Consider the following 15,321-nt stretch of genomic DNA (forward strand, 5'->3'; position numbering starts at 1 on the left):
TGCGGACAGTGCATGCATCAAACGCCTGCGCCATGTGGCGCAGGCGTCGTGCTTCAGAGCTTGGCGCGCTGCTCGCGCAGCCCGGTCAGCTGGGTGGTCCAGTCGTTCAAGCGTGCGCGTTCCTGCTCGACCACGGCCGCTGGTGCGTTCTGCACGAAGGTGGCGTTGCCGAGCTTGCCGTTGCACTTGCCGATCTCGCTCTCCACGCGCTTGATCTCCTTGTCCAGGCGGGTGCGTTCGGCATCCATGTCGACCAGGCCTTCCAGCGGCACAAGCAAGGTGAGCTCGCCCACGATAGCAGCGGCGGCCGGCGGAGCCTCCTGGTTGGCGGCCAGCCAGTCGATGGCTTCCAGCTTCAGCAGAAACGCCAGCTGCGAGGCGAAACGCGCCACGCGCGCACGGTCGTCACTGCTGCCGGCCTGCAGCCACAGGCGCACCTGCTTGGATGGCGGCACGTTCAATTCGCTGCGCACGCGGCGCAGTGCCGAGACCATCGCCTTGAGCCATTCGATATCGGCTTCTGCACCGGCGTAACCGCTGGTGTCGACATCGCCACGCTGCGGAAAGGCTTGCAGCGAGATCGTGTCACCGGTGATGCCCAGGCGCGGCGCCACCTGCTGCCACAGTTCTTCGGTCACGAACGGGGTGAGCGGATGCAGCAGCCGCAGCAGCGCTTCCAGCACGTAGAGCAGCGTGTGGCGGGTGCTGTCGGCGGCGTCCTGCACCGCGCCGTTGAGCGCAGGCTTGGCCAGTTCGACAAACCAATCGCAGAACGCATTCCAGGCGAATTCGTACAGCGTTTGCGCGAGCAGGTCGAACCGGTAGTTGGCGTAATGCACCTGCGCTTCTGCGGCTACCGCGTCCAGACGCGCCAGGATCCACCGTTCGGTTTCGGTCTGCGGCTGCGGCACGCCGCTGAACTGCGCGCCCTCGGTGTTCATCAATACGAAGCGCGTGGCATTCCACAGCTTGTTGCAGAAATTCTTGTAACCCTCGGCGCGGCCCAGATCGAACTTGATGTCGCGGCCATGCGTGGCGAGTGCGGCGATGGTGAAACGCAGCGCGTCGGCGCCGTGGGCGATGATGCCGTCCGGGAATTCCTTGCGTGTGGCCTTTTCGATTTTTTCGGCCATGCGTGGCTGCATCAGGCCGCTGGTGCGCTTGGCCACCAGGTCTTCGATGCTGATGCCGTCGATGATGTCGAGCGGATCGAGCACGTTGCCCTTGGACTTGGACATCTTCTGGCCCTGCGCATCGCGGATCAGGCCGGTGATATAGACATCGCGGAACGGCACCTGGCCGGTGAAGCTGTCGGTGGCCATGATCATGCGCGCCACCCAGAAGAAGATGATGTCGAACCCGGTGACCAGTACCGACGACGGCAAGTAGCGCGCGAAACCGCGCTCATCCATCGCCTGCGCATCCGGCCAGCCCAATGTGGAGAACGGCCACAGCTGCGAGGAGAACCAGGTTTCCAGCACGTCGCTGTCCTGATGCAAGGCAACCTCCGCACCCAGAGCATGCGTGGCGCGCACCTGCGCTTCGTCGTGGCCGACATAGCACTTGCCCGCCTCGTCGAACCACGCCGGAATGCGGTGGCCCCACCACAGCTGACGGCTGATGCACCAATCCTGGATGTTTTCCATCCAGTGGCGATAGGTGTTGATCCAGTTCGGCGGCACGAACTTGACCTGGCCGCTTTCCACCAGCTCCAGGCCGCGCTTGGCCAGCGCATCCATCTTCACGAACCACTGGTCGGTGAGATACGGCTCGATCACTTGGCCGGTACGGTCGCCGCGCGGCACCTGCAGCTTGTGGGGTTTGGTTTCCACCAACAGCCCCAGGTCTTCCAGCTCGGACAGCACCAGCTTGCGCGCGTCGTAACGATCCAGACCGCGGTAGCGCTCCGGTGCGTTGTCGTTGATGGCGGCGGTGACGGTGAACAGGTTGATCAGCGGCAAGTCATGCCGCACGCCCACCTGGTAATCGTTGAAGTCATGCGCCGGTGTGACCTTGACCACGCCGGTGCCGAACGCGCGGTCCACGTAATCGTCGGTGATCACCGGCACCAGACGGCCGGTCAGCGGCAACACGATCTGTGCGGCATGCAGCGTGGCGTAGCGCGCATCGTCCGGATGCACCATCACCGCGGTATCGCCGAGCATGGTTTCCGGGCGCGTGGTGGCGACCACCAGGTAATCGCGGGTTTCGCGCAGGGTCTCGACGCCATCGGCATCGTGCTCGACGTGTTCGTAGGTCACACCGTCGGCGAGCGGGTAGCGGATCGACCACAAAAAGCCGTCTTCTTCGACGTTTTCCACTTCCAGATCGGAGATGGCGGTCTTCAGCACCGGGTCCCAGTTGACCAGACGTTGACCACGGTAGATCAGGCCCTGTTCGTACCAGCGCACGAACGCCTCGGTGACCGCGGCCGAGGGCTGCGGATCCATGGTGAAGGTGCTGCGCGACCAATCGCTGGAGGTGCCCAGCCGGCGCATCTGGCGCTCGATGGTGTCGCCGGATTGCGCCTTCCATTCCCACACCTTGGCGATGAAGCCCTCACGCCCCAGCGTGTCGCGCGTTTCGCCCTTGCCTTCCAGCGCGAGGTTGCGCGAGACCACCATTTCCGTGGCGATGCCGGCATGGTCGGTGCCCACCTGCCACAAGGTGTCGTAGCCGCGCATGCGGTGGTAACGCACCAGCGCATCCATCAAGGTCTGCTGGAACGCATGCCCCATGTGCAGCGTGCCGGTCACGTTCGGCGGCGGCAGCAACACGGTGTAAGGCTCGCCGCTGCCGGACGGCTTGAAATGCCCGGCCGACTCCCACTGTGCGTACAAGCGCGATTCGAACGAGGAGGGGTCGTAGCTGGAGGCGAGGGTGGTCATAGAGGGGCTGGGATTCGTTGATTCGGGATTCGGGATTTGTTGAGTCATGGGGCCGGTAGAGATCGCTGGCAAGCCATTGCATCAACCTCAGCGGTGGCGCTGTGGAACGGAGATTGGCTGTTGGGATGCGTCGTTGGTAAGGACTTGTGGATGCGCGCAAAACCGCTCCTGCAAATCCCCAATCCCAACTCCCCAATCTCCGCCCCTCTCACATGTCGTATTTCGTGAGCTCCAGGCCCAGCGCCTTGTACTGCTTCCAGCGGTCGCGCAGTGGTTCGCGGGCGGCGGGGTCGGCGGGGACCACTTCCAGCACGCGGTCGCAGGCGCCCAGGTACGGATCGTCGCGCAGGTTGATCACCAGCGGGCGGGACGGGGCGTCGAAGTCGGGTGCGGCGATCAGGACCGGCGCCAGCTCGTCTTCCTCGTCGGTGCCGCCGATCTGGTGCGGGATGTAGGCCTCGTCATCGAAGGACCACAGCAGGTCGTCCAGCGCTTCGGCCTGGTCGGCGTCGCGTGCCAGGATCAGCGTCGACAGGTTGGCGTCGTAGGCCTTGCGCGCCAGCTCGCAGACCAGCCGCAGCGGTTCGTTGAGGAAGCGCGGCTTGGCGATCAGATAGAAGTCGGCACGGGGCATGGTCAGGTCACGAAACGGAAGGGAAAACGGATTCGGCAAGGATGCTGCCGAGTGTGAACAGCAGGCCGGACGCCAGTATCGCCAGCAGGAACCCGCCGGTGGCGCGCAGGCGTCGGCCCGCAGGCCGCGAGCGATACAGGTAGATGGGGATGAAGATCAGCCAGGCCAGCACCATCCCGAGGTTGAGCCACATCGGGCGGCGGAAGCCCTGCCGGCGGCTGTCGGCCGCCAGCCACACGAAGATCAACGCCAGCAGCAACGCGAACCGCACCAGGTCGCTGCCGGGGCCGGTCCAGCCAGGGAGCGCGCTGGTGACCCCGTCCGCCAGGGCGAAGCCGGCGAGCAGGGCCAGTGCAGCGCGCGGCGACATCAGGCCGTGCGGTCCAGCAACCACTGGGTCAGCAGGCCGACCGGGCGGCCGGTGGCCATGCCGCGCTTGCCTTCGTCGCTGGCCACGCCGGCGATGTCCAGATGCGCCCAGCGCTGGTTTTCGGTGAAGCGCGACAGGAAGCAGCCGGCGGTGATCGCGCCACCCCAGCGGCCGCCGATGTTGTAGACGTCGGCAAAGGTGGAGTCCAGCAGGCCCTGGTATTCGTCCCACAGCGGCAGGCGCCAGGCGCGGTCGAACACGTGCTCGCCGGCGGCCAGCAGTTCATTGGCCAGATCGTCGTGCTTGCTCATCAGCCCGGCGGTCTGGTGGCCCAGGGCCACCATGCAGGCGCCGGTCAGCGTGGCCACGTCCACCAGCGCTTCCGGATTGAAGCGCTCGGCGTAGGTCAGCGCATCGCACAGGATCAGGCGGCCTTCGGCGTCGGTGTTGCCAACCTCGATGGTCTTGCCGGACATGCTGGTGATCACGTCCGAGGGACGATAGGCATTGCCGTCGATGGCGTTTTCCACCGCCGGCACCACCACCACCAGGTTGATCGGCAGCTCGGCCTTGACCGTGGCCACGAAGGTGCCGATGACGTTGGCGCCACCGCACATGTCGTACTTCATTTCCTCGATGCCACCCTGGGTCTTCAGGTTGACGCCACCGGTATCGAAGGTGATGCCCTTGCCGACCAGCACGTATGGGCGCGCCTCGCCGCCGCCGTTCCACTTCAGCACGATCAGGCGCGGGCGGTTGGCCGAGCCACGCGCCACCGACAGCAGCGAGCCCATGCCCAGCGCTTCCATCTGCTGCTCGTCCAGGATCTCGGCCTCGGCGCCGGGGAACTTGCCGGCGAAGGCGGCCGCCGTGTCGGCCAGGTAGGCGGGGGTGCAGTAGTTCGGCGGCAGGTTGCCCAGCTCGCGGGCGAACTCCACGCCTTCGGCGGTGGCAATGCCGACGGCCAGGGCGCGGGCGTCGTCGCCGGCGATCGCCAGGGTGGTCAGACCGGTGTCGTCCACCTTCTTCTTGCCCAGCGTGGCGGTGTAGCGGTAGGCGGCATGGTCGCTGACGATGACGGCCTGGCGGATGTTCCAGGCTGCGTCGCGTGCCTTGACGGGCAGTTCGGTCAGGGTGAGCAGGGCGCTGCCGATCGGGCCGGTCTTCAGTGCGCGGGCCGCATCGCCGATCGCCTTGAGGTAGGGCGCCACGCCGAACTTGGCGGCATCGCCCAGGCCCACCACCAGCACGCGCGGGGCCTGCACGCCGGGCAGGTCATGCACCAGGGTGGTGGTGCCGGTCTTGGTGGCCACATCGCCCCGTGCCACCAGCGCCGTCAGGCGGCCCTGGCTGGCGCTGTCCAGCGTCTGGGCAGCGGGCGAAAGGGTCTTGTCGGCGAACGCGCCAACCACGATGCAGTCGACGTGGGCGCTTGCCGGCGCGTCTTGGTTCAGGGTGAATTGCAGGGCCATTGATCAGATTCCGTAGGCAAATCCGTACAATCGCGGGCTGTTTACGCCAACCTGACTAGGCTGGCGGCGCCGCGAACGAATCCGAGAGTTTAAAACAAGCCCACCCTATGCCGAAGCTCGATCGATATCTGCTTAGCGATTTCACCCAGAGCTTCCTGGCAACCCTCATCGTGCTGCTGGTCGTGAGCGTGGGCGGGGTGCTAGTGGATATCCTCGGCAATATTGCCGATGGCCGTATCCCCGCGCGGTTGCTGCTGTCCCAGGTGGGTCTGCAATTCGTTGCCTACCTGCCGATCATCCTGCCGCTGGCGCTGATGCTGGGCCTGCTGCTGGCGCTGGCGCGGCTGTACCGCGATTCAGAAATGGCCGTGATTACCGCGATTGGCATCGGCCCGCGGCGCATGCTGCGCCCGATCCTGTGGCTGGTGGTGCCGGTGGTGGTGGTGATCGGCGCCTGCTCGTTGTGGCTGGGCCCCTGGGCCAGCCGCACCGCCGAGCTGATGCTGGAAGATGCCAACCGCAGCGTGGTGATGGCCGGCCTGGAATCGGGCAAGTTCACTCCGTTGTCCGGTGGTGGCGTGGTCTACCTGACCACGATCTCCCCCGACGGCAAGGGCCTGGGCAAGGTCTTCATGCAGCGCCAGAAGGATGACCGCATCGACGTGGTCACCGCCGAGCGCGGCGCCATGTTCTTCGAGGGCAAGACCGACCGCTACCTGCGCCTGGAAGATGGCCATCGCATTGAAGGGCCGGCCGGTGCGCAAGGCCTGGACTACCGCTTGATGACCTTCGCCAGCAACGATGTGGCCCTGCCGGACCGCACCAAGGCGCACGACGCCAACGACCCGGAAGTGATGTCCACGTTCAAGCTCATCGGGGATGCGCGGCCGATCGCGCGCGCCGAGTTGCACCGGCGCCTTGCCCCGCCGCTGCTGGCGCTGGCCTTCGCCCTGCTGACCCTGCCGCTGTCGCGCAGTGCGCCGCGGCAGCAGCGCTACGGCCGCATCATGCTGGCGTTCCTGGCCTATCTCGTGGGGACCAACCTGATGATCGTCGGCACACAGTGGATCGCCAACGGCAAGGTGCCGGGCGCGGTCGGGCTGTGGTGGCTCACGCTGCCGCTGCTGGCGGTGTCGATCTGGGCCTACGCCCGCGATGGCCGGTTGTCGCGGCCGAGGGCGCGCGCATGAAGCTGATGCCGCGGGTCCATGACTGGTATGTGGGGCGCGCCGTGCTGTTCACGGTGCTGCTGACCTGGGCCGTGCTGCTGGGCCTGGACGTAGTCAACGCGTTTGCCAGCGAGGCCAAGAGCATCGGCCAGGGCAGTTACAGCTTTGGCCATGCCATCGCCTTTGTCGCCTATACGGTGCCGCGCCGCGCCTATACCTTGTTCCCGACCGCAGCGGTGATCGGCGCGCTGATGGGCTTGGGCCAGCTGGCGGCGACCTCCGAGCTGACCGCGTTGCGGGCGCTGGGCGTGTCGCGCAAACGCATGTCCGCCTCGGTGGTGGTGGCGATGGCGTTGCTCACCGCGACCATGGTGATCAGCGGCGAGACCTTGGGCCCGTGGGCACAGGGCCAGGCCGATACGCTCAAGACCAGCGCCCGCTATCAGAGCAATATGACTTCGGCACGGTATTCCGGCCTGTGGGCGCGCGAAGGCGATACGTTCCTCAATGCACTCAGTGGCGAGGAACAGTTGCTGGACAATGGCGGAACTGCGTTGACCCTGCACGACGTGCGGCTTTATCACCTGGATGCGAAGGGGCAGATGCAGCAACTGACCTACGCCGCGGTCGCCGAGCACCGTGATGGCCGCTGGACGCTGCGTCAGGTGCGCCGCGATACCTTCCAGGAACGTTCCGTGCAGCGCGAAACCTTCCCCGAATTGCCGTGGCAGTCGCAGCTCAACCCCAAGGCGCTGGCGGCCGGCCTGGCCAAGCCGCGCAACCTGTCGGTGCATGATCTGGGGCAGAGCATCGAGTACCGCCGTCGCAACGGCCTGGATGCCAGCGATTACGAAGATCAGTACTGGAGCCGCTGGTTCTACCCGCTCAACGTGCTGGCGCTGTGTCTGGCGGCGATCCCGTTCTCGTTCGGTTCGTTGCGCAGCGGCGGCCTGGGCAAGCGCCTGTTCCTGGGCATCCTGTTCGCGCTGGGCTTCTGGCTGCTGCAGCTGTTTTTCGGACGCATGGCCGGCGCGCTCAAGCTCGACTACCGCATTGCCTATGCCTTGCCGCCCATGGTGATGCTGGGAGTCTCGGCGTGGTTGTTCCGGCGGCGCAGCAGCTGATGCGCCGCCGCCGGCTGAGTGTCTTCGGCTTGGCGCTGTGTGTGCCGTACGCTGTCCTGATCGTGCAGTGCCTGCGTTGGGCACACGATCCGCAGGTCGATTACAAAAGCCGGTTGGTGTGGAAGCAGTTACCGGTGCTGCTGCAGTCGATGGTTGCAGAAGGCCTGGGGCTGACAGTGCTGCTGGGTTGGCTCCCCTGGGCAATGGCGTACGTGCTGATGGCGGCGCCCATGTTCGTGGGGCTCTACCTGTTGGGTAAGGTGGTGGAAGACACCATCAGAGGTCATCACCCGTTTTGGAAGGATGCTTCCAACCCCGGTGCAGACAAGCAGTGAGTTGGGCGCCTCGTTGCCGTGCTTATGCGGAAATGCAGCTGCGCTGGGTCGACACGGTGCAGTCCCGGGCCATGCGCCTTGATCGGGTAGTCGGGCCGTCGAACTGGCACGGTCTTACCCACCGGCAAGTCTCGTTGCGCGGCTGCGGCGTCTCGCCACGAGGGCACCCAGGCGTCACCTAACCTCACGCTGCCCGGGAACGTCAGGTCGGTTTTTTTGCGATCCGCTGCAGCCTTGTGCCACTCGCGCGGTCATGCCAGGTCAGCCGGTCGCGATCCAGCCATGCCCACCAGAATCCTGCACCGCCCAGGGCCAGCGACAGCGTGCCGACGGCATAGCGGATCCACAACGCGCGCCAGGAGGCTTGCGGGCCGGTCAATGACAGTCGCCACGGGCGCATGCCCAGTGTCTGGCCCCCACGGCGCCAACTCACCGTGGCGTACACACCCGCCGCAATCCAGCAGCACAGCCACAACAGCCACTGCCAGCCGCTGAAAGGGGCGATGTTTTCGCGCGCCGGATGCCCGGCCAGGGTGAATCCCAGCGTGAAGCCAGCCGAAAGCAGCATCCATAGCGCCAGCACCGGCCAGGCGTCGTAGCACAGCGCCAGCAGTCGCCAGCCCAGCAGGGCAGGTGCGCGTGCGGTCAGCGGGGCAGGGATCGAGGTCATGCCCGCGAGCATAGCCGGCGCGGGCGATCGGGCAAGCGGGCGATGCGGGGCTACCGTCAGCGCCGCGGCAGGCCCTAAGCTTGGGCGATGTCTGCCAGCAGTCCCGCCGAACGCCGCCAACGTGCCCAGCAACTGCCGCCCCTGCGGGCGGAGGACGATCAGGCCATCCAGCGCTTCCTGGATCGGTTGTGGGCCGAACAGGGCGTAGCGCGCCAGACCCTGGACAGCTATCGGCGCGATCTGGAAGGGCTGGCGCGGTGGCGCGATGGCGCCGGCGGTGGCCTGCAGGGCGCCGACCGCAGCGCGCTGTTCGACTATCTGCGCTGGCGCACCGAGTCACGCTACGCGCCGCGCAGCAATGCGCGCCTGCTCTCGACCCTGCGCGGCTTCTACGCGCTGTGCCTGCGCGATGGCGTGCGCAGCGACGACCCCACCGCACTGCTGGATCCGCCACGCTTGCCGCGCTCGCTGCCCAAGGCCCTGACCGAAAGCCAGATCGATGCGCTGCTGGCGGCCCCGGAGATCGCCACGCCGCTGGGCCTGCGTGATCGCGCCATGCTCGAACTGATGTATGCGGCCGGCCTGCGCGTCAGCGAGCTGGTCACGCTGCCGGCCGTGGCGATCAACCTGCGCCAGGGGGTGCTGCGGGTCACCGGCAAGGGCAGCAAGGAACGGCTGGTGCCGCTGGGCGAGGAATCCCAGCACTGGCTGGAACGTTATTTGGAGACCGCGCGGCCCACGCTGTCCGAGCGCAAGGCGGTGCCAGCGGTGGACGGGCAGGTTCCGCTGTTCATCGATGCCGCGCGCCGGCCGCTGAGCCGCCAGCAGTTCTGGGGCCTGGTCAAACGCTATGCGGCGGTTGCCGGCATCGACCCGGACACGGTCAGTCCGCATGGTTTGCGGCACAGTTTTGCCACCCATTTGCTCAATCATGGCGCCGATCTGCGCGCGCTGCAGATGCTGCTGGGGCACAGTTCGCTCTCCACCACCCAGATCTACACGCTGGTAGCGCGCCAGCATCTGCAGACCTTGCACGCGCGGCATCATCCGCGCGGGTGATGCCGCGATTGCGAGCGGTGCGGTGGCTGCGAGCCGTTGCCGCAGCCAGCTGAGCCCTCCCGATGCTCCCGACCGTTGCGGCACTTACGCCTCGCTCCGGCCGCGTCGCAGGTCGCCTCTGAGGGCTTCGATCCGCCCGCCATTGCATCAGGCGCATGCGCGGCGCCTGCAACGAAGCGGTCCAGCGACGCGGCCAAGCTTCATCCGCGCTGTGCGAGAATCGCGCCATCCCACTGCACTGGATGCGTGAATGTATCGTCTTGCCATCGCCGCATTGCTCGGCGCGATCAGCCTTACCGCCTGCGCGCAGTCTTCGCAGCCGGCCGCGAGCAACACCGCCGCCAAGCCTGCCTCCAAGCCTGCCGCCGCACCGGCCGCGGGCAATGTGGACCAGCGCGTGGGCGCCGCGCTCAAGGCGCTGGACCCGGACTTCAAGCCGGACTACATCGGCGCGGCCCCGTTTCCGGGCTTCCGCGAAGTGGTCGTCGGCGGGCAGGTGCTGTACGTCAGCGATGACGGCCGGTACCTGATCCAGGCGCAGCCGTTCGACATCCAGAACAAGCAGTTCGCCGCCAGCGAGGGCCTGCTGGCCTACCGCCGCAAGCAGCTACAGACCGTTCCCAAGGCCGACCGCATCGTGTTCGCGCCGGCCAACCCGAAGTACACCGTGACGGTGTTCACCGATGTGGAGTGCGGCTACTGCCGCAAGCTGCACAGCGAGATCGGTGAGCTCAACAAGCAGGGCATCGCGGTGGAATATCTGGCCTTCCCGCGCATGGGCCTGGGCAGCCAGGACCACAAGGAAATGATCGCGGTGTGGTGCGCAGCCGACCGCAAGCAGGCGCTCACCGCGGCCAAGTCCGGCCAGCCGGTCAACGCCAAGGACTGCAAGAACCCGGTGTCGATGGAATACACCCTGGGCCAGCGCCTGGGCGTCAACGGCACCCCGGCGATCTTCGCGCCCGACGGCACCCAGCTGGGTGGCTATCTGCCGCCGGCACAGCTGCGCGAAGCGCTGGAAAAGCGCGCGGTCACCACGGCAGGCGGCAGCCGCTAAGGGCGCTCATGCCGGGCCAAGCCCGGTAGCGCACGACCGCGGTCTCTGTCCGCGGGACATCAACGAAGGCCGGGATACGTGCGTGTCCCGGCCTTTGTGCTGTCTGGGCTGCACGCATGTCCACTTGCCCACTGCGTGTTGTGTAGGGCGTGGGCTGAGGCCAGGTTGAGACAAGCTTCGCTTGGCCGGCCAAAAACAGGCCGCTGCGACGCGGTCCACAGAAACACCGCAGCCCGCCTGATCGGCCGGAACGCGGCAACGGCGCCCGATCGGCGCCGGTCGGCCAACCTCCGTTACAATAATCGGCCCCGTTTCTGACACGGTTCCCCGGACATGATGGTCCTCGAGGGCGCTTCCGCCCTTTCGCCGTTCCGCCGCGCTCGGCTCGAAACCCGCCTGCAAACCCTCGTCCCCGCGCTGCGTCTCACTGGCGCCTGGCACGTGTACTTCATTCGCGCCGATGCCGGGCGCACGCCCGACCAGGCCACCTTGCAGCGCATCCTGCAGGCCGAGCCGGCGCCTGCGCCGCGCGATGAGGCCGCCTCCTCGCGCTACGTGGTGCCACGGCTCGGCACGCTGTCGCCGTGGTCGAGCAAGGCCACCGAGCTGATGCGCGGAGCCGGGCAGCCGATCCAGCGCGTGGAGCGCGGCACCCGGATCGATCTGGCCGGGTGGCCGGAAGGCGAGGCCGATCAGGCCGCGGTGGCCAAGCTGTTGCACGACCCGATGACGCAATCGCTGCTCGGCTCGGCCGCAGCGGCCGAAGCGCTGTTCAACGTGCCCGATCCCGGCCAGCTGGAGCGCATCCCGCTGGATGCGCTGGAACAGGCCAATGGCGATCTGGGCCTGGCGCTGGCGCAGGACGAGATCGACTACCTGCGCGAGCGCTTTGCCGCGCTCGGCCGCGACCCGGCCGACGTCGAACTGATGATGTTCGCGCAGGCCAACTCCGAGCATTGCCGGCACAAGATCTTCAACGCCAGCTGGACCATCGACGGCAAGCCGCAGGAGCGCTCGCTGTTCCGGATGATCAAGCACACCCACCAGCAGACCCCGCAGCACACCTTGTCGGCTTACAGCGACAACGCAGCGGTGGTGGAAGGCGTGCCGGCGGCGCGGTTCCGCCCCGATCCGGCCACCGGCGAATACCGCAGCGAAGCGGTGGTGCCCTCGGCCTTCGCCATCAAGGTGGAAACCCATAACCATCCCACCGCGATTGCGCCGTTCCCGGGCGCGGCCACCGGTGCCGGCGGCGAGATCCGCGACGAAGGCGCCACCGGCCGCGGTGGCAAGCCCAAGGCCGGCCTGACCGGGTTTTCGGTCTCGCATCTGCGCATCCCGACCTTGCCGCAGCCGTGGGAAGCGCCGCGCGCGCTGAATCCGCGCATGGCGCCGGCGCTGGACATCATGCTCGACGGCCCGCTCGGCGGGGCGGCGTTCAACAACGAGTTCGGCCGGCCGAACCTGCTTGGCTACTTCCGCAGTTTTGAGCTGGCCGAAGGCCAGGGCCTGACCCGCGCCTACGACAAGCCGATCATGCTGGCCGGCGGCCTGGGCGCGATCGACCGCAACCAGGTCGAAAAGCTGCGCCTGCAACCGGGCGATGCGGTGATCGTGCTGGGTGGCCCGGCGATGCTGATCGGTCTGGGCGGCGGTGCCGCCAGTTCGGTGGCCGCCGGCGACAGCGCCGAGGCGCTGGACTTTGCCAGCGTGCAGCGCGAGAACCCGGAGATGGAACGCCGCTGCCAGGAGGTCATCGACCGCTGCGTGGCGCTGGGCACCGATAACCCGATCCGCTGGTTCCACGACGTGGGCGCCGGTGGCCTGTCCAACGCGATCCCCGAGTTGCTGCACGACTCCGGCGTGGGCGGGGTGATCGACCTGGCCAGGGTGCCGAGCGACGACCCGTCGCTGTCGCCGCTGGAGTTGTGGTGCAACGAATCGCAGGAACGCTACGTGCTCGGCGTACCACAGGCGCGCGTGGACGAATTCGCCGCGATCTGCGCACGCGAACGCTGCCCGTTCGCCGCCGTCGGCGTGGCCACGGCCGAGGAACGGCTGGTGGTGGGGTATGGCGTTTTCGGCAACGGGAATGGCGATTCGGGATTCGAGATTCGCAACGGCGTGCTCTCGGGTGCGGGCACGGCTCCTGCTTCCAACCAATCCCCAATCCCCACTCCCGAATCCCAGCTCCCGATCAACCTGCCCATGGACGTGCTGTTCGGCAAGGCGCCGAAGATGCACCGCGATGCCGTGCATCCGGCGGCGCCGCAGTGGCCGGTGCTGCAGACCGGGGCGCTGGATCTGCAGGAGGCCGGGTTGCGCGTGTTGGCGCATCCGACCGTGGCGTCCAAGAGCTTTCTGGTCACCATCGGCGATCGCAGCGTGGGCGGGCTGACCGCGCGTGAGCAGATGATCGGGCCGTGGCAGCTGCCGTTGGCCGATTGCGCGATCACGCTGGCCGGGTTCGAGACCTTCGATGGCGAAGCGATGTCGATCGGCGAGCGCACGCCGCTGGCGCTGCTGAACGCCGCGGCCTCGGCGCGCATGGCGGTGGGCGAGGCGATCACCAACCTGTGTGCGGCGCCGGTGCAGACGCTGGACAGCATCAAGCTCTCCGCCAACTGGATGGCTGCCGCCGGACACGCCGGCGAAGACGCCTTGCTGTACGACGCGGTGCGCGCGGTTGGCATGGAACTGTGCCCGGCGCTGGAGCTCAGCATCCCGGTGGGCAAGGACTCGTTGTCGATGCAGGCGCAGTGGCAAGACACCGGGATTCGGAATTCGGCATTGGGGATTGGTCAAATGCCAGACCCCTCTGCTGTTGCCAATCCCCAATCCCCAATTTCCAATCCCATCACTCACAAAAGCGTTTCACCGGTGTCGTTGATCATCAGTGCATTCGCGCCGGTCAGCGATGTGCGCACGCAGCTCACTCCGTTGCTGCAGCGCGAGGATGAGAGCGAGCTGTGGTTGATCGGCCTGGGTGGCGGCAAGCAGCGTCTGGGTGGGTCGGTGCTGGCACAGGTGTATGCCGATGACAGCGCGTTGCCGGCCTTCGGTGGTGAAACACCGGACCTGGATGACCCGCAGCGGCTGCGCCAGTTCTTTGAACTGATCCGCGATGCACGCGAGGGTGGGTTGTTGCTGGCGTATCACGATCGCAGCGATGGCGGTGCGTTTGCCGCGCTGTGCGAAATGGCGTTTGCCTCGCGCCAGGGCCTGGATATCACGCTCGACGCCTGGGGCGATGATGCCTTCCGCAGCCTGTTCAACGAAGAATTGGGAGCGGTGGTGCAGATCGCCAATGAAGACCGCGCCGCGTTTGCCGATCTGGTCGAGCGGCATGCACTGACCGAATGCGCGCAACGCATCGCGCGCCCCACCGGCACCCCGCGCGTGCGTGTCAGCGGCCAGGGCCGGGTGTTGGCCGAATGGCGCTGGGAAGCGTTGTTCGATGCCTGGTGGTCGGTGACGCACGCCATGCAGAAGTTGCGCGACAACCCGGATAGTGCCGACGAAGAACGCGCGGTGGCGCGCAACTTCCAGGCACCGGGGCTGCGCCCGAAGCTGGTATTCGACCCGTCCGAGGATGTGGCCGCGCCATTCGTGGCGACCGGTGCACGGCCGAAGGTGGCGATCCTGCGCGAGCAGGGCGTCAACGGTCAGATCGAGATGGCGTACAACTTCGAGCGTGCCGGGTTCCGTGCGTTCGACGTGCACATGAGCGACCTGATCGAAGGCCGCGTGGACCTGGCGAAGTTCGCAGGGTTTGCGGCCTGCGGCGGCTTCAGCTACGGCGACGTGCTGGGCGCCGGCCGCGGGTGGGCCACCTCGATCCTGGAGCGTGCGGCACTGCGCGATGCGTTCGCCGCGTTCTTTGCGCGCAGCGATACCTTTGCGCTGGGCGTGTGCAACGGTTGCCAGATGCTGAGCCAGCTCAAGGACATCATTCCCGGTGCCGAGCACTGGCCGCGCTTCCTGCGCAACCGCAGCGAGCAGTTCGAAGCACGCACGGCGCTGCTGGAAGTGGTGGAGTCGCCGTCGATCCTGCTGCGGGGCATGGCCGGTTCGCGTATTCCGGTGGCAGTGGCGCATGGCGAAGGCCGCGCCGAATTCGACACGGCGGTGGATCAGGCCGCGGCGCGCGTGGCACTGCGCTTCATCGACGGTGACGGCGCGGTGGCTAGTCAGTACCCGCTCAATCCGAACGGCTCGCCCGACGGCATCACCGGCCTGACCAGCACCGACGGGCGCGCTACCATCTTGATGCCGCATCCGGAGCGCACGCCGCGCTCGGTCAATCTGAGCTGGCATCCGGCGGGCTGGGGCGAGGACTCGCCGTGGCTGCGCATGTTCCGCAATGCGCGGGTGTGGTGTGGCTGAGTGATGTGACACGGCATCGGGTGATGCCGCGTTGAGAGCCTCAACGAACGGCCGTGTGCAGCACTGCACACGGCCGTTGTTGTGTGTGCCAATGGGATTGCACGAACGCTGCACTTGGCGCCCATCGCTTTAGAGCGGCGATCAAAACGACTGCGCA

11 protein-coding genes are annotated in these 15,321 nt (G+C 67.0%); 6 read left to right on the forward strand and 5 right to left on the reverse strand.

The annotated features are described in order from the left end of the window. Nucleotides 1–53: 53 nt before the first annotated feature. The 4 genes from ACCQ01_RS03805 to ACCQ01_RS03820 form a co-directional block, all read right to left on the reverse strand. Entirely contained in the window at nucleotides 54–2,888 is a 2,835-nt protein-coding gene (locus ACCQ01_RS03805; RefSeq protein WP_228431505.1) for a valine--tRNA ligase, read from the reverse strand. Nucleotides 2,889–3,096: 208 nt separating this feature from the next. Beyond that, nucleotides 3,097–3,522 (reverse strand): DNA polymerase III subunit chi, encoded by a 426-nt coding sequence (locus tag ACCQ01_RS03810; protein WP_103702043.1) that lies wholly within the window; start codon nucleotides 3,520–3,522, stop codon nucleotides 3,097–3,099. A 7-nt stretch (nucleotides 3,523–3,529) separates the two neighbouring features. Beyond that, entirely contained in the window at nucleotides 3,530–3,892 is a 363-nt protein-coding gene (locus ACCQ01_RS03815; protein ID WP_228431506.1) for a hypothetical protein, read from the reverse strand. Further along, nucleotides 3,892–5,364 carry a leucyl aminopeptidase gene (locus tag ACCQ01_RS03820; RefSeq protein WP_228431507.1) on the reverse strand — a complete coding sequence of 491 codons (1,473 nt, stop codon included), beginning with the start codon at nucleotides 5,362–5,364 and terminating at the stop codon, nucleotides 3,892–3,894. The genes ACCQ01_RS03815 and ACCQ01_RS03820 overlap by 1 nt, the downstream gene beginning before the upstream one ends. A gap of 107 nt (nucleotides 5,365–5,471) precedes the next feature. On the opposite strand from ACCQ01_RS03820, the gene lptF reads away from it, so the two are divergent. The 3 genes from lptF to ACCQ01_RS03835 are packed head-to-tail and all read left to right on the forward strand — an operon-like array spanning nucleotide 5,472 to nucleotide 7,992. Next, nucleotides 5,472–6,554 carry an LPS export ABC transporter permease LptF gene (gene lptF / locus ACCQ01_RS03825; protein ID WP_012439255.1) on the forward strand — a complete coding sequence of 361 codons (1,083 nt, stop codon included), beginning with the start codon at nucleotides 5,472–5,474 and terminating at the stop codon, nucleotides 6,552–6,554. Then, nucleotides 6,551–7,657 (forward strand): LPS export ABC transporter permease LptG, encoded by a 1,107-nt coding sequence (lptG, locus tag ACCQ01_RS03830; RefSeq protein WP_103702037.1) that lies wholly within the window; start codon nucleotides 6,551–6,553, stop codon nucleotides 7,655–7,657. The genes lptF and lptG overlap by 4 nt, the downstream gene beginning before the upstream one ends. After that, nucleotides 7,657–7,992, forward strand: a complete 336-nt coding sequence (locus ACCQ01_RS03835; protein WP_103702035.1) for a hypothetical protein — start codon at nucleotides 7,657–7,659, stop codon at nucleotides 7,990–7,992. The genes lptG and ACCQ01_RS03835 overlap by 1 nt, the downstream gene beginning before the upstream one ends. Before the next feature lie 202 nt (nucleotides 7,993–8,194). On the opposite strand, the gene ACCQ01_RS03840 is transcribed toward ACCQ01_RS03835, so the two are convergent. Beyond that, on the reverse strand, nucleotides 8,195–8,662 hold the full coding sequence (locus tag ACCQ01_RS03840; RefSeq protein ID WP_115531207.1) for an RDD family protein: 468 nt from the start codon (nucleotides 8,660–8,662) through the stop codon (nucleotides 8,195–8,197). 87 nt (nucleotides 8,663–8,749) lie between these two features. On the opposite strand from ACCQ01_RS03840, the gene xerD reads away from it, so the two are divergent. The 3 genes from xerD to purL all read left to right on the forward strand — a co-directional run bounded on the left by xerD (nucleotide 8,750) and on the right by purL (nucleotide 15,164). After that, nucleotides 8,750–9,721 (forward strand): site-specific tyrosine recombinase XerD, encoded by a 972-nt coding sequence (xerD, locus tag ACCQ01_RS03845; RefSeq protein ID WP_228431508.1) that lies wholly within the window; start codon nucleotides 8,750–8,752, stop codon nucleotides 9,719–9,721. 250 nt (nucleotides 9,722–9,971) lie between these two features. After that, the gene (locus ACCQ01_RS03850) at nucleotides 9,972–10,778 is read left to right on the forward strand and encodes a DsbC family protein (protein WP_228431509.1); all 807 of its coding nucleotides are present in this window, start codon (nucleotides 9,972–9,974) and stop codon (nucleotides 10,776–10,778) included. Between the two features lie 333 nt (nucleotides 10,779–11,111). Then, complete coding sequence (gene purL, locus ACCQ01_RS03855; protein ID WP_228431510.1) at nucleotides 11,112–15,164, forward strand: phosphoribosylformylglycinamidine synthase; 4,053 nt, start codon at nucleotides 11,112–11,114, stop codon at nucleotides 15,162–15,164. Nucleotides 15,165–15,321: the final 157 nt, after the last annotated feature.

The organism is Xanthomonas sp. NCPPB 4037, from assembly GCF_041475695.2.
Classification (GTDB): Bacteria; Pseudomonadota; Gammaproteobacteria; order Xanthomonadales; family Xanthomonadaceae; genus Xanthomonas; species Xanthomonas campestris.